Raw genomic sequence first — 18,556 nt, forward strand, 5'->3', positions numbered from 1 at the left:
ACCATCGGTTCAGCGCTGGCGACGGGCGTCGGCGATCTGACGGCGATGCAAACGAAACAGATGACGTTCCAGGGCGTCCTGCAGACCGGTCCCCAGTGGGGCAAAGCGTAACCACAGCCAGTGCTGTTGACCATCGCTTGCGCTCGCCAGGACGTCGGCAGGCAGTTGTAACAATTCAGGAAGCCAGTCCGACGGCTGCAGCAGAACGCTGCCAGTTGTGCCGGGCGGGTGCGCGTGCGGGCTGGCCAGCCGGATGCCGCGCACCGACCAATGCACCGTGCCCAGCGCCAGGCGGGTGTCGCTCTGGCGGACCAGGCGGCCGATCAGGGCCAGGATGAGGTCGAGTTTGGCGTCCATGCGCTGCACCAGCAGCGGCAGCTCGCCGCGCTCCTCGCTGCTGTCTTCGCTGCGCAGGTCTTCGACCTGGCCGAGGCTGCGCAATAGGGTTTCGGCAGTGGCGTGCGAGCCGGGGTCGGCCGTGACGTGGAAGCCGGCCGGCAGGCGCAGCTCGCAGCTGAGCGTGTCGGCGAACAGCTCGGTATCGGCCGCCGGTGCGAGCGTGCCGAGCGTGGACATCAGATGCGTCCGACGCGTGCGTAGGCGCGGCTGGCTGTGGCCGAGGTGCGCTGCGCGCGGATCAGCTCCAGCAACTTGCGCTGGCGCTCGCGCATCATCCGCACCAGCTCCTGCTGCATGGCCTGCAGCGCTTGCACCGCATCGCGGTCCTGCGCCACATCGGCATGCTTGCAGTATTCCTGCACGTGCAGGTCGTGGACATCGAGCATGTGCGGCATCACCTCGAACTCCTCGCGCGACATCGCGATGCGGATCTCGGACACTTCGTCTTGAAGGCTTTGCACACTATGCATGGGAGGACTCACGAGGCGGCAGCGATGCCGCGTTGATCGAGGGGGATGGAGTTCCACGCCGAGTCGATTTCGCTGAGCAGATCCAGCGCTTCGGTCAACGCGGTCTCGTCGTTGTGCAGATTGGCCGCGGTCAGGCGCTGGATCACGTAGTCGTACAGGGCCGACAGGTTACCAGCGATCTCACCGCCGGCTTCGTGATCGAGCGAGCCGTTGAGATGGCCGACGATTGCGCAGGCTTCGCCAATGGCCTTGCCCTTGCGCGCCTGGTCGCCCTGCGCCAGGCATGCCTGGGCCAGACGAATGCGTTGGCAGGCACCGGCAAACAGCAGCGACACCAACTTGTGCGGATCGGCTTCGGTCACGCTGGTGGACACGCCGACCTTGCGGTATTGCTCGGCGTACTGACGATTGGAACCGTACATGGATGACTCCCTCAATTGGCTGGCCTTCGCTGGTCCCGGAGCTGGGAGCTCCTGCGACAACGCTCCTGCCAGAAGGCAAGGCCGATATCACGATAGGTACTTCTTTTATCGGCAAGACCAAGGCGTGACTTGAGGACGTGCATCACATCATTTGATCGCGAGCAGGCTGCTGAGCGAACCGGTGGCGCCCTGCATCTTGCTGATCATGGTTTCCATCGCGGTGAACTGCGCGGTGTAGCGGTCGGTGAGCTTTTCCATGCGCGCATCGAGGTTGTCCAGGTCGGCCTCGAAGCCCTTGATCTGCTTGTTCAAGCTGTCCGAACGCAGGGTCAGGGTGCCGTTGTTGACGTTGACGTTGGCGTCCAGCAGCTTGGTCAGCCCGCTGCCGAACTTGCTGTCCTTGCCCAACGCCTCGGCGGCCGCGCCACCATCGGCGGCGATGGCGGTGTCGAACTTGCCGCCATCGAAGCTCATCACGCCATCCTTGTCGATGGTCAGGCCCAGCGCCTTGAGCTCGCTGATGCTGCCGCTGACCTGGCCGCGCAACTGCTGCTGCAGGCCGCGCACCAGCGAGTCGCCGGTCAGCGCCGAGGCGGTGCGGGTTTCGGCGTTGTAGCTGCTGCTGTTCTTGAGCAAGGTGTTGGCGGTGTTGTAGGCCGCCGCAAATGCGGTGAGGTTGCCCTTCAGCCCGCTGGTGTCGGCAGTGACGCCCAGGGTGACCTTGGTGCCTTCGGCGGCCTTGGTCAGGTTGAGCACCACGCCCGGCACGATGTCGGTGACGGTATTGGAACTGGAGGTGCGCTCGAAGCCGTCCACGCGCACCAGCGCGTCGGCGGCGGCCACCTGCTGGGTCAGCCCGCCAGTGACGCCGGCGCCAAAGGTAAGCGCGCTCAGGCTGGGGTCGCTGGCACTGACGGTCAGTGCGCCCTTGGTGCCGGTGTCGACGGCGTTGAACACCAGATGCTGGCCATCGTTGGCGGTGACCACGCTGGCAGTGACGCCCTTGCCGCCGGCCGCCTTGTTGATGGCTGCGGCAATGTCGGCGAGCTTGTCGGTGCCGCTGATGTCCACGGTGATGCTTTTGTCGCCGTAGCCAATGGTGAGCGTGCCGCTGCCAACAGTGGCATCGGCGGTGAATGCGCCGGAGGCCAGTTTCTGGGCGCTGGCCAGCGACACCACTTCCACCGAGTAGTTACCCGGCGCCGCCGAGCTGGTGGTGGTGGCGGTAAAGCCGGCATCGGTCGGGACGCTGGCCTTGTAGGCATTGGTGTCGGCACTGCTGACCACCTTGTCCAGCGCAGACTTGAGCGTGGTCATGCTGCTCTTGATCTGGCTGATCGCCGACAGCTGCGTGGTGGCGGCGGTGCCGGCCTTGTTGATGCGTGCCTGCTCCGGATCCTTCTGACGGGACACCAGGGTGGACACCACGGTGGGGATATCCAGCCCGGAGCTGGACGTACTGATCACCGATGCCATGTTGCATTCCTCGTCTGGGCATCCGGAAAGCGGATGCATGGGATTACGAGACGGGTATCGGCCGCATCCGGGAGGACTTGAGCGGCGTCGACGGGTCTGATTGACCCGAAGAGACATGCAACTTCCATGCCTGGCGCGTCGGTTGTTTGGCGTCAAGAAACCCGCGCCCACAAAAAAGCCCCTCCGGAGAGGGGCTCTAGCGTTGCTGTGACGCTGCCGATTACTGCAGCAGGCTCAGCACGTTCTGCGGAACCGACTTGGCCTGGGCCAGCATCGCGGTACCCGCCTGCTGCAGGATCTGCGTACGGGTCAGCTCGGCGGTGGTCTTTGCGTAGTCGGTATCGGCGATCCGGCTGCGCGAGGCCGTCAGGTTCTCCGAAGTGGCGGCCAGATTGGCGATGGTGGAGGTGAAGCGGTTCTGCACCGCACCCATGTCGGCGCGCGAGGAGTTGACCGATGTCAATGCCTTGTCGACGATTTCCAAGGCTTTCTGGGCGCCCGAGAATGTGGAGATATCCAGGCTGCTGAGGGTGGAAGCGGTGGAGCCGGAAGCGGCCGAGGCGGTCTGGATGCCTGCACCGGCGGTGATGCCCGCGGCGCCGGAGGTGCCGCCGGACAGCGAGGTGAAGTCCTGGCCAGCCTTCAGCGACTCGAGCTTCACGTTGCCGCTGGTGTCGATCGAGGCATACATGCCGGTCTGATCCAGCTTATCGTTGATCGCCGAGGCAACTTTCTTGTTGATGTCTGCCGCAGTATCGCCGGAAGCGATCTTGATATCGGCGACGGCAACGCTTTTTGCAGCGCCGGAGGCATCCTTGAAGGCCAGAGTGATACCGCTGAGCGAACCCGACGCGGTGGCCGCGCCGGTGACGCCAGCGCCGGACACCGATGCTGCGAAGTTGGCCTTGCCTAACGAATCGACATTGGCGTCGACGATGCTGTTGATGCCGATGGTCTGGCCAGCGTCGGCACCCACCTGGAACAGCGCGCCGGAGAAGTCGCCGTTCAACAGCTTGGTGCCGTTGAAGCTGGTCTGGTTGGCGACGCGATCGATTTCCGAGGTGAGCTGCTTGACTTCGGAGTTCAGTGCTTCACGGTCGGTGGCCGAGTTGGTGGCGTTGGCTGACTGCACCGACAGCTCACGGATACGCTGCAGGTTGTTGCCGATTTCGACCATCGCGCCTTCGGCGGTCTGGGCCAGTGAGATACCGTCGTTGGCGTTGCGCGAGGCAACGTCCAGGCCGCGGATCTGCGTGGTGAAGCGCTCTGAAATCGCCAGGCCCGCGGCATCGACCGAGGCGCTGGTGATGCGCTTGCCCGAGGACAGCTGCTGAATGCTCAGCGCCATGCTCGAACTGTTGGTGTTGAGGTTACGCTGAGCGTTCAGCGACATTACGTTGGTGTTGATTACCTGTGCCATTTTGATATCTCCTCTAAGCGATTTTTCCGGCAAGGGGGCTTGCCTGGAGCCTCCGCAGGGGGGCCATCAAGTTGGCCGTTGCCGCTGCTGAGATGAATAACGGCGATGCTCTGGGAACCTTTAGCGCATTTCAGTATTTTTTTTCTATTTCTTGCTTGAAGGCGCAACGCGCGTAGCGTTGTGTATCAAGGGGTTCGGTTTATTCGGCAGCAACTGCCAGATCTTTAGCGTTGGTATAAATGCACCCGCGATAAACTCCGTTGCCTTCGCACATTGCTTGGTGCGAAGGGGCAGGAAACCACGGGTTTTTGCGCGCAATCAGCGGATCAGATTGAACAGCGAAGACGACTGCATCTGCTGAAAGATCGTTTGCGCTGCCTGCAAGGAGGCGCGCTCAAGTTCGTACTGCCCAATGGCCGAGGCGTAGTCCAGATCGCGGATCGACGACAAGGTGGTCTTGAGCGTGACTTCGTTGGATTCGAGCAAGGAATTGGCGTTGTCGATCGCCGACAACTGCGCGCCGCCAGAGGCGCGCGCATCGATCATCTTGGAAGAAGCCTGCGCGATGTCGCGCATGGACGACTGCAGCGTGTTGATCATGGCCGCCTTCTGGGTCGGCGTCTGCGTATCGGAATTCAGCGCGGCGACCATGTCGTCGATGGTGGAGAACACGTCCTTGGTGCCGGAAGCGCCGATCTGGAAACTGTCACCCACCGCAGGCGCGCCGCTGATGCGCATGCGCACCCCGGCGGCGTTGATGTCTCCGCCATCCTTATAGGTACCGGTGCTCACCAACGCGTTGGTGCTGTCGCGCACCTCGTAGGTGTCGGCGGCGGTGAACTGCACGCTATAGCTGCCACCGTTCCAGCTGCCAGAGCTGGCGTCGCGGCTGAAATCCAGCAGCAGGCCGGTCCCGGTATTGGTGGCATTGGCGTGCGCATCCACGCTGCCGTCGCCGGTGCGGATGCGCATGAAGATTTCGCTGCCGGGCAGGGTGTCGCTGACGAAGGTGTCCGGCGCCACTTCCACCTGCCTCTGGGTCTGGTCGCCGTTGTAGAGCACGTTGCCGTTGCTCTTGATGAAAGGCGCATTGCCATCGGCTGTGCCGGCGAACAGGTAGCGGCCGGTGCCGTCGGTGCTGTTGGCCAGGCTCACCATGCTGTCGCGCAAGGCGGTCAGTTCCGAGGCGATCGCTTTACGGTCGTCGGGGCTGAGCGAGGAGTTATTGGACTGCACCGCCAATTCGGTGACGCGCGCCATTTTGTCGCCGGCCTGCGCCAGGGCGTTTTCCTGCAGGCCGAGCCGGTTCTGCACGTTGTTGGCGTTCTCGCCGAAGCGGGTGATCGCCGCCAATGCGCGATCCAGGCCGACCGCAGTGCCTGCGGCGACCGGATCGTCCTTGGCAGTGACCAGGCGCTGCCCACTGGAGAGCTGGGCTTCCAATTGGTTCAGTCGCGACTGCTTGGCCGTCATCGCCGACACCGACTGGCTGTACATCATGCTGGTGGAGATACGGTTGGTCATCAGCGTACGGCGCCCAGGATCGCTTGGAAGATGGTGTCGGCGGTGGAGATCATCTGTGCGGCGGCCTGGTAGGCCTGCTGCAGTTTCAGCATGTCGGCGGCTTCCTCGTCGAGGTTGACGCCGGAAATGGAATCGCGGCTGGCCTGCGCCTGGTCGTTGATGACCTCCTGCGCGTCGGCCGCGTAGTTGGCTGCGCGTGCGGCCGAGCCCACCGAGGTGGTCAGGCCGGACAGCGCGCCATTGAGCGTGACCGTGCCGCCGTTGAGCGCCTTGGCGTCTTCCACCTTGGCCAGCAGTTTGGCGTTGCCGTTGTCGCTGGAGCCGGCGCCCATCGGGCCGACGCCGAAGGTGTCGCCGGCCTTGGGCGCGCCATCCAGCGCGAAGCTCCAGCCGTTGGCGCTGATTGTCTGGCCGGGCGTGTAGGCGAACGGGCCGGTGCCATCGATGGTGTACTGGTTGGCGTCGATGAACTCCACCGACGACGGTGTCAGCAGCGCAGGGTTCTGTGCATTGGTGACCTTGACGTCGCTGATCTTGCCGGTGCCCAGGTTGGCGATGGTCGCAGTGGCTTTCACCGGTGTGGCCGCGGCAATGCGCGAGGGGTCGGTGATCGCCACCGAGAGGCTGCCCGCGAGGCCGGCGGTGGGTTGCAGCAGGAATTTGTCGCCGTTGGCCGGCGCACCACCGACCACCATGCTCACGCCGTTGACCACCAGCGGATCGGCAGCGGTGCCGGTGCCGGTCAGCGGCACGGTGGAGCCGGTATCGGTACGCGTGGCCTTCCAGCTGCCGGCATCGAAGCTCAGGGTGACGTTCTGCCCGTCCACCGCGCCCAGATTGCTGAAGCTGGCGGTGAGGGCTGCGGTGCCGGTGTTCTTCGGGTTGGCGGCGGTGGTGGGCGAGCCGATGTTGAAGAAATTGCCGCCCAGCGCGCCGTACAGGTCCATGCCCTGGCTGTGCGCGGTGTTGAAGCTGCTGGCCATGCCCACGGCCAGCCGGCCAAGTTCCGCCTGGGTGGGCTCGAGCACGTTGCTGCGAAATTCCAGCAGGCCGCCGATCTGCCCGCCCAGCGAGCTGGGGCTGAGGCTGACGTTCTGCCCCTGGGTCTGCATCGCCACCTGCAGCTTGGTCGGCTGATACGGGTCGGCCACCGTGGTCAGCTTGGCCGCGGTGGTCCCCACCACCAACGCCTGTCCGCCAGCGGTGAAAACATTCATGAAACCGCCGTCCTGGATCACCGCGGTACCGCCGGTGTAGCCAACCAGCTTGGACACCAGCGCATCGCGCTGGTCCAGCAGGTCGGCCGAGGCGTTGTCGATGCTGTTGCCGATGGTGCCGTTGATCTTGGCGATCTGCTGCGTCAGCCGATTGACTTCATCCACCGACGAAGTCAGGCCGCTGTTGACTTCATTGCTCAGGCTGTCCATCTGCCCGTTGAGCTGCTTGAAGCGCGTGGCCAGGCTGTTGCCGCTGTCGAGCATGCTCTGCCGCTCGGCGGTGGAGGAGGCGTTGGACGACAGTGCGCTGGCCGAGTCGAAGAAGTTGGACCACAGCCCGGCCACGTTGGTAGCCGTATTGGAGTACAGGCTGTCCACGCGGTTGGACAACGACGACAGCTGCTGCAGGCGCGAAAGTTCGCCGCCACTGTCCAGCAGCCGCGAGATGGCCAGCTGGTCGGCCACGCGGCCCACATCGCTGATCTTGGCGCCATTGCCCACGAACGCGTAGCCCATGTCGGTGGGCGTGCGCGTTGCAAATTCCACACGTTGGCGGCTGTAGCCTTCCGTATTGATGTTGGCGACGTTATGGCTAACGGTCGACAACGCCCGTTGGAAGGCGATCAGCGCGCTGGTCCCGGTGGACATGATGGACATGGGCGATTACCTCAGCGACGAATGGTGCCTAGCCCAACGGGCTCGGCGGTACTGGCATAGCGGTTGGACAGGTCGGCCGCCGCGTTGCCAATCGCGGCCACCGCACGGTCGATGGTCGGACCGTTGGCGATCGCCGCGATCTTGGCTGCGTAGCCCGGATCGGTGGCGTACCCGGCCTGTTGCAAGCCGCGTGCAAAACCCTTGATGTCGGTGCCGGCCTGCAGCGCCGTCTGGTAACGGCTGTTGTTTTTCAGCAGGCGCACGTAGTCGGCAAAGCTCTCTTCGGCCGAGCCGTAGGCGCGGAAATCCGCGGTTTCAGTGGTTTTGACGCCGTTGACGTATTCGTGCGTGCCGGTGGTGACCTTGGCGCCGTTCCAGCCGGTGGCCTTGATGCCAAACAGGTTGTTGGAATCGCCGCCATTGCCGATGCCGCGACGGCCCCAGCCGGTTTCCAGCGCGGCCTGCGCCACCAGCGCGCGCGGATCCACGCCAAGTTCGCGGGCGGCCTTTTGCGCATGCGTCCAGATCTTGGCGACAAAGCCTTCCGGTGTGCGCTCGCCCAGGCTGGCGGCGGCGCTGGAAGCGGCGGTGGCATTCACTGCGGCGTTGGCGTCGGCCGCATCGGTGGCGGTGACATCGCTCCAGCGGTCGTTGGCCGAGGGCCAGCTCAGCGCGGCCGCGTCATCGCCGCCTGCTTCGCCGCCGGTGCGCCCGGCAATCAGATCCAGCACCTGGCTCATGCCGATGCCGGTGAGGCCGCCTGCGCCGATACCTGCAGCGGTGCCGACCGCTGCGCCGAGGCTCGCACCGACGCTGGTTGCCGCGCCGTCACGGGCGGGCAGCGGCAAAGACGCGTCGCGCTTGCCGGCCACCAGCGCATAGGCCTTGGCGGCATCGGCGGTGCTCAGCGAGGTGTTCAAGGCCGGGCCGCCGGTGTCGCCGCTCAGCTGCTTGGAGATCATTGCCGACAGACCAAGCCCCTTGCCGTCGGTCAACGCCTTGGCCATCTGCTGGTCGTACATCTCACGGAACATCTGGTTTTCACCCGGAAACATCGGGTCGCCGGAGCTCGCATCGCGCATGCTCTTGACCAGCATCTGCGCGAACTGGCCTTCGAGCTGACGTGAGACCTTGTCGATCTTTGCAGGATCGGCCTTGGTGCTCGGGTTGAGATCAATGGGCGATGCAGAGATACGCATGTCAGATCACCTCTAGCTCCGCCGTCAGCGCGCCAGCCTGCTTCAGAGCTTCGAGAATGGCGACCAGGTCGCCGGGAGCCGCACCCACCTCGTTGACCGCGCGAACGATCTGGTCGAGCGTGGTGCCGCCTTCGAACTTGAACATGCGGCTACCTTCGGAGGTGGCCTTGATGGTGGACTGCGGGGTGACCGCGGTGCGGCCGCCACTGAAGGCGCCTGGCTGGCTGACATTGGTGTTTTCGCTGATGGTCACGGTGAGCGAGCCATGCGCGATCGCCGCCGGCATCACCCGCACCAGCTGGCCGATCACCACCGTGCCGGTGCGTGCATTGACCACCACCTTGGCCGGCGCATCGCCGGGCGAGAGTTCAACGTTTTCCAGCCGCGCCAGCAAGCCGATGCGGGCGCTGGGGTCGGTCGGTGAGCGCACCGAGACGGTGACGCCATCCACCGCACGCGCGGTACCGGCGCCGAAGCTGTTGTCGATCGCCGCCACCATGCGCGAAACGGTGGTGAAGTCGTTCTGGTGCAGGTTCAAGGTGATCTCGCCACTGCCGGCGAACACGTCCGGCAGCGCGCGTTCCACCGTGGCGCCGTTGGGAATGCGGCCGACGCTGGGAATATTGACCGACACCCGCGAGCCGTCCTTGCCCTGCGCGCCGAAGCCGCCCACCACCAGGTTGCCCTGGGCCATGGCATAGACCTGGCCGTCGGCGCCCTTCAGTGGTGCCATCAGCAGCGAGCCGCCACGCAGCGACACCGCATTGGCGATCGAAGAGACGGTGATGTCGATCGGCTGGCCGGGCTTGGCGAACGGCGGCAGCTCGGCGTGGATGGCCACGGCCGCGACGTTTTTCAGCTGCGGGTTGACGTTCGCCGGAACATTGACGCCCAGCTCGCCGAGCAGGTTTTTCAGGCTCTGCACGGTGAAGGGCGCCTGGCTGGTGCGGTCGCCGCTGCCATCCAGGCCAACCACCAGGCCGTAACCGACCAGCGCGTTGCCGCGCACGCCGCCAACCTGGGCGAGATCCTTGATGCGTTCGGCCGACGCCGGTGCGGCAATCGCGCACAGCGCGACAGCGGCAGCGAGCAGACGGTGGGGCAGGGAAGACAGATTCATGGTCGCAGGCTCAGTAGGGCGATAGACGGGAATTGAAGAAGCGGCTCAGCCAGCCCATCGCGTTGGACTGCGCGATCGCGCCGCGGCCGCCGTAGGCAATGCGGGCATCGGCCACCTTGCTCGACGGCACGCTGTTGTCCGGGGCGATGTCGGCGGCGCGCACGATGCCTTGCACCTGCACAAGTTCATCGCCCTGGGTCAGGCGCAGATTCTTCTGGCCCTGGATCACCAGATTGCCGTTGGGCAGGCGCTGCATCACGGTGACGGTCACGCTGCCCTGCATGCGGTTGCTCTGCGCGGTATTGCCCTTGCCATCGAAGCTGCGGTCGCCGCTGGTGGAGTTACGCAGCACGTCGATGCCGTTGACGGTGAGCGGCACACCCAACAGCGTGGGCGTGCTCATGTCCACGGTGTCGGCCTTGCTGATGCTGGTGTTGGCGGTGGACGAGGCGGTGGTGTTTTCCACCAGGTTCACCGTCAGCAGGTCGCCGACATCGCGTGCGCGGCGGTCGCCGTAGAGATTCAGGCTCGGGCCGGCAGCGTAGATCGCACCGGCGGTGGGCTGCGCGACCGGCGCAACCACCGGCACGATCGGCGCCAGTTCGGCAAACGGCCGCACGTCGCCGGCTGCCACGCAGCCACCCAGCAGCGCGCTGCAGGCGATGGCGAGGCACAGGGAGGAAAGAGAGGGCAGGCGGGACATGGCGTGAGTTCCTGAGAGGGCGACGAGCGGCGAGCCGATCAGACGTTGTTGTTCAAGTAACCGAGCATCGAGTCGGTGGTGGAGATGGCCTTGGCGTTCATTTCGTAGGCGCGCTGCGTCTCGATCATGCTCACCAGCTCTTCCACCGTATTGACGTTGCTGCCTTCCAGCGCGCCCTGCACGGTGGTACCCAGGCCGTTGAGGCCGGGGGTGCCGTTCTGCGCGGGCCCGGAAGCGGTGGTTTCGACAAACAGGTTTTCGCCCTTGGCCTGCAGGCCCGAGGGGTTGATGAAGTCGGTCAGCGTCAACGCGCCGATTTCCTGCGCGGCGGCCTGGCCGGCCAGGGTCACGCTGATGGTGCCGTCGTTGCCGATGGTCAGCGACTGCGCGCCTTCCGGCACCTGGATGCCCGGCTGCAGCGGGTAGCCGCTGTTGGTGACGACTTCGCCCTGCGCGTTGATCTGGAAGGTGCCGTCGCGGGTGTAGGCCGAGGTACCGTCGGGCATCTGCACTTCGAAGAAGCCGCGGCCGTTGACCATCACGTCGAGCGCGCGGCCGGTCTGCTGCTGGCTGCCCTGGTCGAAGCCCTTGAAGGTGGAGACCACGCGCACACCGGTACCCAGTTGCAGGCCGGTGGGCAGCTGCGTCTGCGCGGAGGTGGAACCACCCGGCGCGCGCACCTGTTGATACAGCAGGTCTTCAAACGCGGCACGGTCGCGCTTGAAGCCGGTGGTATTGGTATTGGCCAGGTTGTTGGAAATGACCGACATGCGCGTCTGCTGCGCATCCAGTCCGGTTTTGGCGACCCACAAAGCCTGATTCATGACCCGATTCCTCGTTAGACCCGGGGATGTGTTCCGGGCACGGCTGGGTATATGCACGTGTTGTGCCAAAGCCGCGCCGGTTTTCTGCCGGCTGTGCGGTGGGTCACGCGGAGTTGGCGCGGCGGCCTTCGCGAGGCAGGGCTGGCGGCGGGTAGGTCGCGGCTAGGCGGAAGTGGTGGAAATCTGCGCGGCAGATCAGGCGCGGTAGATCGGTTGCCGGTCAGCGATGTGGTCGAAGACGTGTGAACCCTTGGCGCTGCGTGCGGAAGGGTGCTTGGGACTTGCCGGCTGGCATTGCGACACAATCAAGAGCTTGGGTGGTTGAGCGCGTGGTGCCGTCAAAAGCCTGGTAAGTCGAGCGTGCGGTGTCTTCAAAAGCCTGGTCTGTCGAAGGCGCGGTGCCCTCACCGCTCGCGGGACACGCCGTGAACCCGTCCCTGGGGGCTCGGTGGCGGCATCCATGCCGCCACACGGTCCCGCGATGGTGGGCGGGCAGGGGCCTTGCAACCAAGTCGCAGATCAGCCGCTCTAAAGGGTGTCCCGCGATGGTGGCCGGGCAAGGGCCCTGCAGCCAAGCTGGGTGAGCCAGGGTCCTGCAGCCACGCTGCAGATCAGCCGCCGCCAGAGACCGGATCATTCGCTCAGCAGTAGACCTGCGTGTGCATGACGAGAGTGGCCAAACGACATGCCGATTGCGTCAGCCTGCCATGCCGCCTCGCGCCTGCTCTCGAAGTGGTTGGCAAAAACCCTGGCCGGCCGACCCGCGACGACGCAGTCGCCTTGGCGATGACGGTTAGCCGCTGACACGCAGCAACGAATTGGCCGACTGCGCGTTGTCGTCGCCGTTCTTGATGATCTTCACCTGCATTTCAAACTGGCGCTGCAGCTGGATCATCTCCACCAGCGCGCCGGCGGCATCCACGTTGCTGCCTTCCAGCATGCCGCTGTTGACGGTCTTGCCGGTGGCCACCGCAAATGCCTGCGCCGGGTCGGTGCTGGTATTGCGCATCAACCCGTCCGGGCGTCGCATCAAACGGTCGGCGGGCGCATCGACCACCTTCATCTTGCCGACGATGGCCATGGTCTGCGGGCCTTCGCCCTGCGGAATGATCGAGATGCTGCCATCGCTGCCGATTTCCATCGCCTGGTGCGGCGGGATGGTCATCGGGTTGCCGCCTTCATCCAGCACCGCGTGCCCGTTGGCAGTGACCAACTGGCCATTGGCGGTGAGCGCCAATTCGCCATTACGGGTGTAGGCCTCGCTGCCGTCCGGCGACTGCACCGCCAGCCAGCGATCCTGCTGCAACGAAACATCCAGCGGGTTGCCGGTGACCTTCTGATGGCCCTGGCTGCGATCGAAGCCCTGGTCCACATGCAGCGCATCGATCCGCGACGGATACCCCTTGCCCCGGATCTGGAATGCCTCGGTGTTGGCCAACGCGGCCTTGAAACCCACCGTATCGACGTTGGCGAGATTGTGCGACACGGTGCTCTGCGCCTGCAGCGAAGCGCGGGCACCGGTCATTGCAACGTAGAGGGCTTTGTCCATTTGGCACCGGGAATCGGGAATGGGGAATCGGGAATTGCAAAAGCGGGATTGCTGGAGACTGGGAGAAGGGGGTAAGGCCGGCATCCGATGCACGAGATGCTTGCTCTTACGATTCCCTACTCCCGATTCCCCATTCCCAGCTCTTAACGAATATTGATGATCGTCTGGGTGACCTGATCCTGGGTCGAGATCATCTGCGAGTTGGCCTGGAAGTTACGCTGGGCCACGATCATGTTCACCAGCTGCTCGGTGAGGTCCACCGTGGAGGCTTCCAGCGAGCCGGATTCGATCTGGCCCAGGTCCGAGGTGTCCGGTGCGCCGACGCGGGCGGCGCCGGAGGTGTAGCTTTCGGCCCACATGTTGTTGCCCTGCGACTGCAGGCCCTGCGGGTTGACGAAGCTGTTCAGCGCGACCTGGCCCAACGCCTTGTCGGCGCCGTTGGAGTACCGCGCAAACACCACGCCGCTGGTGTCGATGCTGATCTCGTTGAGCTTGCCGCTGGCGTAGCCATCCTGGCGCGTATCGCGCAGCGCGAAGGCTTCGCCGTATTGGGTGGAACCGCTGACATTGAGCTGCATGCTCAGCACGCCGGCACCGGTGCTCGGGGTGAACGGGTCCATCGCCACGATGCCGTTGGCCGGGGTGGTCAGCGAGCCGGTGTCGGAGAACTGCAGCGTGGTCGGCGCGCCAACAGCCGAGCCATCCACGTAGTTGTGCACCTGCCACTCGTTCGGGTTGGCGGTCTTGACGAAGTAGGAGGTCTGCACGTGGCTGACGCCCAGCGAATCGTAGACGTTGATGCCGCCGGTGGAATGGCTGTAGGTCTTGTCATCGGCCGGGTTGAACGGGGTGACCGTCGGTGCGCTGGCATTGCCGGGCAGGGTGAAGGCCAGGTTGACGGTGGAGGTCGACTTGGGCGGGCTGTCGGTGGTCAGCAGCTGCAGGTCCGACAGGCGACCGACGTCGAAGCCGTTACCGCTGGGATTGGGCGCGAATACCTGCAGGCGTGCGCCCTGCGGGTTGATCACATAGCCGTTGGCATCGGTCTGGAAGTTGCCGGCGCGGGTGTACATCTTGGCGCCGTTGGAGGACACAGCGAAGAAGCCTTCGCCGGAGATCGCCAGATCCAGGCTGCGCCCGGTCGGGTCGATATTGCCCTGCGAGAACTGCTGCGCCACATTGCTGACGCGCACGCCCGAACCCACTGCATTGCGCGACAGGCCGTAGCTGGTGCTCTGGAACATGTCGGCAAACTCGGCGCGCGACTCCTTGAAACCAGTCGTGTTGACGTTGGCGATGTTGTTGGAGGTGACGTTCAGATCGGCATTGGCTGCGTTGATGCCGGACAACGAGGTATTGAAAGCCATGGATGAGTTCCTTTAAGTGGCGGTTGCCGGCTCAGCTGACGCGGAGCACGTTGGCGAGCGGGGAGGTGCCGAGCCCCGTCAGGTTGAGATACAGCCCGTCCGAGCCGATCGTGACGCTGTCCACCGGTGCGTCCACGTAGGTGGCCAGTTTGCTTTTGGCACCGGCGGTGTCGGTTTGGGTGGCGGTAATGCCGTATTTGCCGGCGGCCATGCGGTTGCCGTTGGCGTCGGTGCCATCCCAGGCAAACGACACCTCACCGGCGGCGCTGGCCGGCACGCTGAGCTGTTTGACGAAGGTGCCGTTGGCATCGGTGATTTCGAAATTGACGAAACCGGCCGAGGTCGCGGCGACCACGCCCTTGGCCGAGCCGGTCGCATCGATCGCCACCTGCGCCGAGGGCACCAACACGTTGTGGCCCACCAGCGCGGCACCCTTGAGCACCTGGTCGCTGTTCATCGAATCGGAGAAATTGCCGACCTTGGTATTGAGGTCGCCAATGCCCTGCACGGTGGAGAACTGCGCCAGCTGGCCCAGAAACGCGCTGTTTTCCATGGGCTTGAGCGGGTCCTGGTGCTGGAGCTGCTCGGTCATCAATTTGAGGAAGTCGGCCTGGCCGAGCGCGTCCTCTTTCTTGGCGACCTTGCTGCTGGTGGTCAGCCCAAGGCTGTTGTAAAGGTCACTGCCGATCGTGCTCATCTGGAATGGTCCGTAAGGAAGGGTCAGCGACCCATGGTCAAGGTGGCGAGCGCCAGTTCCTTGGCGGTGTTGAGCATTTCCACGCCAGCCTGGTAGTTACGCGAGGCGGAAATCATGTTGACCATCTGCGAGACCGGGTCCACGTCGGGCGAGAACACGTAACCGTCGGCGTCGGCCAGCGGGTGCCCGGGCTCATAGCGGCGGATCGGTGGCGCGTTGGTGGTGGTGATCTCTTTGACGTTCACCGAGGTCAGGCTGGGGTCCTGGCGGTTTTGCTGCGCCTGGAAGATCGGCTCGATCGGCTTGTAGGTCGCTTCCGCCGAGCCCGCGATCGAGTCGGCATTGGCCAGGTTGGAGGCGATGGTGCTCAGGCGCACGGACTGCGCGTGCAGCGCAGAACCGGCGACATCGAAAATCGGGAGATTGCTCATGACTTATTGGCCCGTGATCGCGGTGAGCATCGAGCGCACCTTGGATTCGAGGAAGCTCAGCGACGCGCGGTATTCCAGCGCGGCGCGGCCGTAGGCGGCGCGTTCTGCATCAGGATCGACGGTGTTGCCGTCCAGGCTGGGCTGGTCGGCTTCGCGGGTGATCTGAAATGGGTTGAGGCCGGCGGTGCTGCCGATCTCGTAGTGCTTGGCATCGGTGGCCTGCATCAGGCCGCCGTCGCGGACGCCTTCTGCCGCCTTCAATGCCGCTTCGAAGTTCAGATCCTTGGCCTTGTAGCCAGGGGTGTCCACATTGCTCAGATTGCTGGCAATGAGCTTCATCCGCTGCTCGCGCAAGGTGAGCGCGTCGCCGTGGATGCCTAGGAAGGAGGTGAAGGGACTGGACACGGTGTTCTCCCGTGGAAGGTTGCCAGGGAAGAAGCAATGTTTGTGCCAGATCCTGGGCGCCGTGCTGGTGGGGCCGGGCAGGGGGGCCTGGGCGTCGCCGCTGGGGTCGCTTGGCATTGCAAGCGGTGGGCCGCGGGGCATGGGCCGTGTCGTCGTCGGCAGGGCCAGGCGCGGAGACGGGGCAGCGGGCTTTGCCGCGTTCTTGTTTAAGGCTGGCCAGAGCGCAACGCGGCTAATCTGCCGAGCCCATTGCGCGCAAGCAGGCGAAGCCATCCAGGGAAGTGGCTGATCGCTAATAGAAGAAGGTGCGTGTGCGAGGGCCAGCCGCAGGCAAACCCTTGCGGCGCTTGCGCAGGCGTATGGCCGCCCGTTTGGGCAGCAGCATATTCGGAGGGAATCTCAGACGGGGGCAATCCCGTCAGGCCTGCACGCTCAAGCGGGCAGGAGGGCCGGATCGAGCAGGATCAGGCGGCTTCGGCCACCACGCGCAGGCGGGCCAGCACGTAATCGGCCAGCTCGTGGGCGCTGTACTTGGCCACGAAGGCGTTGGCGCCCACCTGCTCGACCATGGCGTTGTTGAACACGCCCGACAACGAGGTGTGCAGCAGCACGTACAGGCCCTGCAGGCCCGGCGTGCGCCGGATTTCCGTCGTCAGCGTGTAGCCGTCCATTGCCGGCATCTCGATATCGGAGATCACCATGGCGTAGCGCTCGGCCGGGTTTTCGCCCGATGCGGCCACCTGCAGCAGGTGATCCAGCGCCTGGCGGCCGTCGGAGAGCAGCGTTGCCGCCACGCCCAACTGGTCGAGCACGCTGCGGATCTGCTGGCGTGCCACGCGTGAGTCGTCCACCACCAGCACCTGGAACTGCCGGTCGGAGGTGACCAGCTGCAGCCCGGGATCCAGCTGCACGTCCTTGCTGACCTTGGCGATGTCGGCCAGCACGCTTTCCACGTCGATGACCTGGATCAGCTCACCCTGGAACCGCGTCACCGCCGTCAAATAAGTGGCTTCAGCGCCCAGTTCCGGCGGCGGGTGAATATCTTCCACCGCAATATTGACGATGCGTTCCACGCCGCTGACCAGAAAGCCCTGCACCGAGCGGTTGAACTCGGCCACCACCAGGTAGCCGGGCCCATTATCGCCATGCGGGTCGCGCTCCGGGTGGCCAATGGCCAGGCCTAAATCCAGCACCGGCACCGAGCGCCCGCGCACGTCGGCAACGCCGGCGAACTCGGTCGGCAGGCCGGGCACCTGGAACAGTTCCGGCCGGCGCAGCACTTCCTGCACCTTGAAGACGTTCACACCAAAAAGCTGGCGGCCGCCCAGCCGAAACAGCAGCAGGGCCAGTCGATTGTGGCCAGCCAGACGCGTGCGCTGGTCGATGCGGTTGAGCAGATCGTGGGTCATGGGGCAGATATCGACAGGGGTGCGCAATAACTTGAGCAGGAATGGAGAATCGGGAATCGGGAATCGGGAATCGTCTGACAGGCCATCGGTCCGTCCCCATTACCAATCGACGGGCGGTCCACATACTTGAGGTATCCGATGCGCCGCCCGGCTTTTGCGATTCCCGATTCCCCACTCCCGATTCCCCAAAGAACGGCACACAGCTTGCAAGGTCTTCCGCGTCTTCTTCCGGATCTGGTCCCATGCGCCTGCTCCTGCTTGTCATCCTGTTGGTGTCTGCCCCGGCCTGGGCCGATGGCTACCAGTCCGTCGATTCGATCCGTGCCGCCGCGCTCGCCACCGTGGGCCCCGATGCCGAAGCCGAGGCCACGCTCGATCCCGGTCTTCGCATGCCGGCGTGCCCGATCGCGCTGCAGGCCCAGCCCACCGGTACCAATACGGTGGAAGTGGCGTGCCCGCAGCCGGCCGGCTGGCGCCTGTTCGTGCCGCTCAAGGTGCGGCGCAACCAGGATGTGCTGGTCCTGCGTCGCGGCATCACCTCTGGAGAAACCATCTCGTTGGCCGATATCAGCATCGAGAAGCGCGATGCCGCGCGGATCGTCGGTGCGGTCCTGGCCGACCCGGCTACGGCGGTGGGCAAGACCGCCCGCCGCATTCTGCCGGCTGGCACGCTGTTGTCGGCCAATGACCTGGTCACCCCGCGGCTGGTACGGCGTGGCGACACGGTGCCACTGGTGTCGCGCAATGGTGGGCTGGAGGTGCGCATGAGCGGTCGCGCGCTGTCCGACGCTGGTGAGAACGAGCGTGTCTCGGTGGAGAATTCATCCTCACGCCGGGTCGTTCAGGGCATTGTTGAAGCGAGCGGTACCGTGGTGGTGTCCAGATAGAAATTTTCTATAAAGTTTTTTTTCTGGCTGCCGTTATCCCCTACGACCTGTAGAGGAGTTCCTGACATGAGCCAGAAAATCGAAGGCAATCTACCGACCGCAGCGACTCTTCGTACCGCCACCGTGGGCAGCAAGATTGCCTCCGCTGGAGAAGACCGCGCGTCACCCGTTGCCGCAACACCGCCCACCGACAGCGTCAAGCTGACCGGCGAGGCGACCAACCTGCAAGCGCTGCAGCGCGAGCTTTCGCAGTCCTCGGCGATCGACACCGGTCGCGTCCAGGCGGTGAAGGAAGCGTTGCAGAACGGCAGCTATTCCATCAACCCGGATGCCATCGCCAGCCGCATGATGGATCTGAACCAGCAACTGGCGGGCTAATT

At 64.7% G+C, this 18,556-nt stretch carries 19 protein-coding genes; 2 read left to right on the forward strand and 17 right to left on the reverse strand.

All coding sequences use genetic code 11. The features are described 5' to 3' along the window. Positions 1-9: 9 nt before the first annotated feature. The 17 genes from XCC_RS10065 to XCC_RS10145 all read right to left on the reverse strand — a co-directional run bounded on the left by XCC_RS10065 (position 10) and on the right by XCC_RS10145 (position 17,289). Positions 10-576 carry a PilZ domain-containing protein gene (locus tag XCC_RS10065; protein ID WP_012438350.1) on the reverse strand — a complete coding sequence of 189 codons (567 nt, stop codon included), beginning with the start codon at positions 574-576 and terminating at the stop codon, positions 10-12. Then, on the reverse strand, positions 576-869 hold the full coding sequence (locus XCC_RS10070; RefSeq protein ID WP_016945285.1) for a hypothetical protein: 294 nt from the start codon (positions 867-869) through the stop codon (positions 576-578). The genes XCC_RS10065 and XCC_RS10070 overlap by 1 nt, the downstream gene beginning before the upstream one ends. A gap of 8 nt (positions 870-877) precedes the next feature. Next, positions 878-1,291: a flagellar export chaperone FliS gene (fliS, locus tag XCC_RS10075; protein WP_011037104.1), complete on the reverse strand. Its 414-nt coding sequence runs from the start codon at positions 1,289-1,291 to the stop codon at positions 878-880. Between the two features lie 147 nt (positions 1,292-1,438). After that, complete coding sequence (gene fliD / locus XCC_RS10080; protein ID WP_011037105.1) at positions 1,439-2,767, reverse strand: flagellar filament capping protein FliD; 1,329 nt, start codon at positions 2,765-2,767, stop codon at positions 1,439-1,441. A gap of 220 nt (positions 2,768-2,987) precedes the next feature. Beyond that, positions 2,988-4,187 (reverse strand): flagellin, encoded by a 1,200-nt coding sequence (locus XCC_RS10085; protein ID WP_011037106.1) that lies wholly within the window; start codon positions 4,185-4,187, stop codon positions 2,988-2,990. A 318-nt stretch (positions 4,188-4,505) separates the two neighbouring features. Further along, positions 4,506-5,711 carry a flagellar hook-associated protein FlgL gene (gene flgL, locus XCC_RS10090; RefSeq protein WP_011037107.1) on the reverse strand — a complete coding sequence of 402 codons (1,206 nt, stop codon included), beginning with the start codon at positions 5,709-5,711 and terminating at the stop codon, positions 4,506-4,508. After that, positions 5,711-7,585, reverse strand: a complete 1,875-nt coding sequence (flgK, locus tag XCC_RS10095; RefSeq protein ID WP_011037108.1) for a flagellar hook-associated protein FlgK — start codon at positions 7,583-7,585, stop codon at positions 5,711-5,713. Before flgK ends, flgL begins: the two co-directional genes overlap by 1 nt. A gap of 11 nt (positions 7,586-7,596) precedes the next feature. Beyond that, complete coding sequence (locus XCC_RS10100) at positions 7,597-8,784, reverse strand: flagellar assembly peptidoglycan hydrolase FlgJ (RefSeq protein ID WP_011037109.1); 1,188 nt, start codon at positions 8,782-8,784, stop codon at positions 7,597-7,599. Position 8,785: 1 nt separating this feature from the next. Further along, positions 8,786-9,904: a flagellar basal body P-ring protein FlgI gene (locus XCC_RS10105; protein ID WP_011037110.1), complete on the reverse strand. Its 1,119-nt coding sequence runs from the start codon at positions 9,902-9,904 to the stop codon at positions 8,786-8,788. Between the two features lie 10 nt (positions 9,905-9,914). Next, positions 9,915-10,607, reverse strand: coding sequence for a flagellar basal body L-ring protein FlgH (gene flgH / locus XCC_RS10110; protein WP_011037111.1), 693 nt, complete (start codon positions 10,605-10,607; stop codon positions 9,915-9,917). Between the two features lie 38 nt (positions 10,608-10,645). Further along, entirely contained in the window at positions 10,646-11,431 is a 786-nt protein-coding gene (gene flgG, locus XCC_RS10115) for a flagellar basal-body rod protein FlgG (protein ID WP_005994332.1), read from the reverse strand. 793 nt (positions 11,432-12,224) lie between these two features. Continuing rightward, on the reverse strand, positions 12,225-12,980 hold the full coding sequence (flgF, locus tag XCC_RS10120) for a flagellar basal-body rod protein FlgF (RefSeq protein WP_011037112.1): 756 nt from the start codon (positions 12,978-12,980) through the stop codon (positions 12,225-12,227). Positions 12,981-13,123: 143 nt separating this feature from the next. Then, the gene (gene flgE, locus XCC_RS10125; RefSeq protein WP_011037113.1) at positions 13,124-14,347 is read right to left on the reverse strand and encodes a flagellar hook protein FlgE; all 1,224 of its coding nucleotides are present in this window, start codon (positions 14,345-14,347) and stop codon (positions 13,124-13,126) included. Positions 14,348-14,378: 31 nt separating this feature from the next. Then, positions 14,379-15,044 carry a flagellar hook capping FlgD N-terminal domain-containing protein gene (locus XCC_RS10130; protein ID WP_011037114.1) on the reverse strand — a complete coding sequence of 222 codons (666 nt, stop codon included), beginning with the start codon at positions 15,042-15,044 and terminating at the stop codon, positions 14,379-14,381. 23 nt (positions 15,045-15,067) lie between these two features. Beyond that, the gene (gene flgC, locus XCC_RS10135) at positions 15,068-15,475 is read right to left on the reverse strand and encodes a flagellar basal body rod protein FlgC (protein WP_011037115.1); all 408 of its coding nucleotides are present in this window, start codon (positions 15,473-15,475) and stop codon (positions 15,068-15,070) included. Between the two features lie 3 nt (positions 15,476-15,478). Next, positions 15,479-15,880: a flagellar basal body rod protein FlgB gene (gene flgB / locus XCC_RS10140; RefSeq protein WP_011037116.1), complete on the reverse strand. Its 402-nt coding sequence runs from the start codon at positions 15,878-15,880 to the stop codon at positions 15,479-15,481. Between the two features lie 464 nt (positions 15,881-16,344). Next, entirely contained in the window at positions 16,345-17,289 is a 945-nt protein-coding gene (locus XCC_RS10145; protein WP_011037117.1) for a chemotaxis protein, read from the reverse strand. 242 nt (positions 17,290-17,531) lie between these two features. Here XCC_RS10145 and flgA point away from each other — a divergent pair, with 242 nt between their 5' ends. Beyond that, complete coding sequence (gene flgA, locus XCC_RS10150; protein WP_011037118.1) at positions 17,532-18,176, forward strand: flagellar basal body P-ring formation chaperone FlgA; 645 nt, start codon at positions 17,532-17,534, stop codon at positions 18,174-18,176. 66 nt (positions 18,177-18,242) lie between these two features. Beyond that, positions 18,243-18,554 (forward strand): flagellar biosynthesis anti-sigma factor FlgM, encoded by a 312-nt coding sequence (gene flgM, locus XCC_RS10155; RefSeq protein ID WP_011037119.1) that lies wholly within the window; start codon positions 18,243-18,245, stop codon positions 18,552-18,554. Positions 18,555-18,556: the final 2 nt, after the last annotated feature.

The sequence above is a fragment of the Xanthomonas campestris pv. campestris str. ATCC 33913 genome, from assembly GCF_000007145.1.
GTDB classification, from domain to species: Bacteria; Pseudomonadota; Gammaproteobacteria; order Xanthomonadales; family Xanthomonadaceae; genus Xanthomonas; species Xanthomonas campestris.

Coding starts and splice junctions, on each gene's coding strand:
- XCC_RS10065 (WP_012438350.1), bottom strand. CDS start 576: ATGTCCACGCTCGGCACGCTCGCACCGGCGGCCGATACCGAGCTGTTC.
- XCC_RS10070 (WP_016945285.1), bottom strand. CDS start 869: ATGCATAGTGTGCAAAGCCTTCAAGACGAAGTGTCCGAGATCCGCATC.
- fliS (WP_011037104.1), bottom strand. CDS start 1,291: ATGTACGGTTCCAATCGTCAGTACGCCGAGCAATACCGCAAGGTCGGC.
- fliD (WP_011037105.1), bottom strand. CDS start 2,767: ATGGCATCGGTGATCAGTACGTCCAGCTCCGGGCTGGATATCCCCACC.
- XCC_RS10085 (WP_011037106.1), bottom strand. CDS start 4,187: ATGGCACAGGTAATCAACACCAACGTAATGTCGCTGAACGCTCAGCGT.
- flgL (WP_011037107.1), bottom strand. CDS start 5,711: ATGACCAACCGTATCTCCACCAGCATGATGTACAGCCAGTCGGTGTCG.
- flgK (WP_011037108.1), bottom strand. CDS start 7,585: ATGTCCATCATGTCCACCGGGACCAGCGCGCTGATCGCCTTCCAACGG.
- XCC_RS10100 (WP_011037109.1), bottom strand. CDS start 8,784: ATGCGTATCTCTGCATCGCCCATTGATCTCAACCCGAGCACCAAGGCC.
- XCC_RS10105 (WP_011037110.1), bottom strand. CDS start 9,904: ATGAATCTGTCTTCCCTGCCCCACCGTCTGCTCGCTGCCGCTGTCGCG.
- flgH (WP_011037111.1), bottom strand. CDS start 10,607: ATGTCCCGCCTGCCCTCTCTTTCCTCCCTGTGCCTCGCCATCGCCTGC.
- flgG (WP_005994332.1), bottom strand. CDS start 11,431: ATGAATCAGGCTTTGTGGGTCGCCAAAACCGGACTGGATGCGCAGCAG.
- flgF (WP_011037112.1), bottom strand. CDS start 12,980: ATGGACAAAGCCCTCTACGTTGCAATGACCGGTGCCCGCGCTTCGCTG.
- flgE (WP_011037113.1), bottom strand. CDS start 14,347: ATGGCTTTCAATACCTCGTTGTCCGGCATCAACGCAGCCAATGCCGAT.
- XCC_RS10130 (WP_011037114.1), bottom strand. CDS start 15,044: ATGAGCACGATCGGCAGTGACCTTTACAACAGCCTTGGGCTGACCACC.
- flgC (WP_011037115.1), bottom strand. CDS start 15,475: ATGAGCAATCTCCCGATTTTCGATGTCGCCGGTTCTGCGCTGCACGCG.
- XCC_RS10145 (WP_011037117.1), bottom strand. CDS start 17,289: ATGACCCACGATCTGCTCAACCGCATCGACCAGCGCACGCGTCTGGCT.
- flgA (WP_011037118.1), top strand. CDS start 17,532: ATGCGCCTGCTCCTGCTTGTCATCCTGTTGGTGTCTGCCCCGGCCTGG.
- flgM (WP_011037119.1), top strand. CDS start 18,243: ATGAGCCAGAAAATCGAAGGCAATCTACCGACCGCAGCGACTCTTCGT.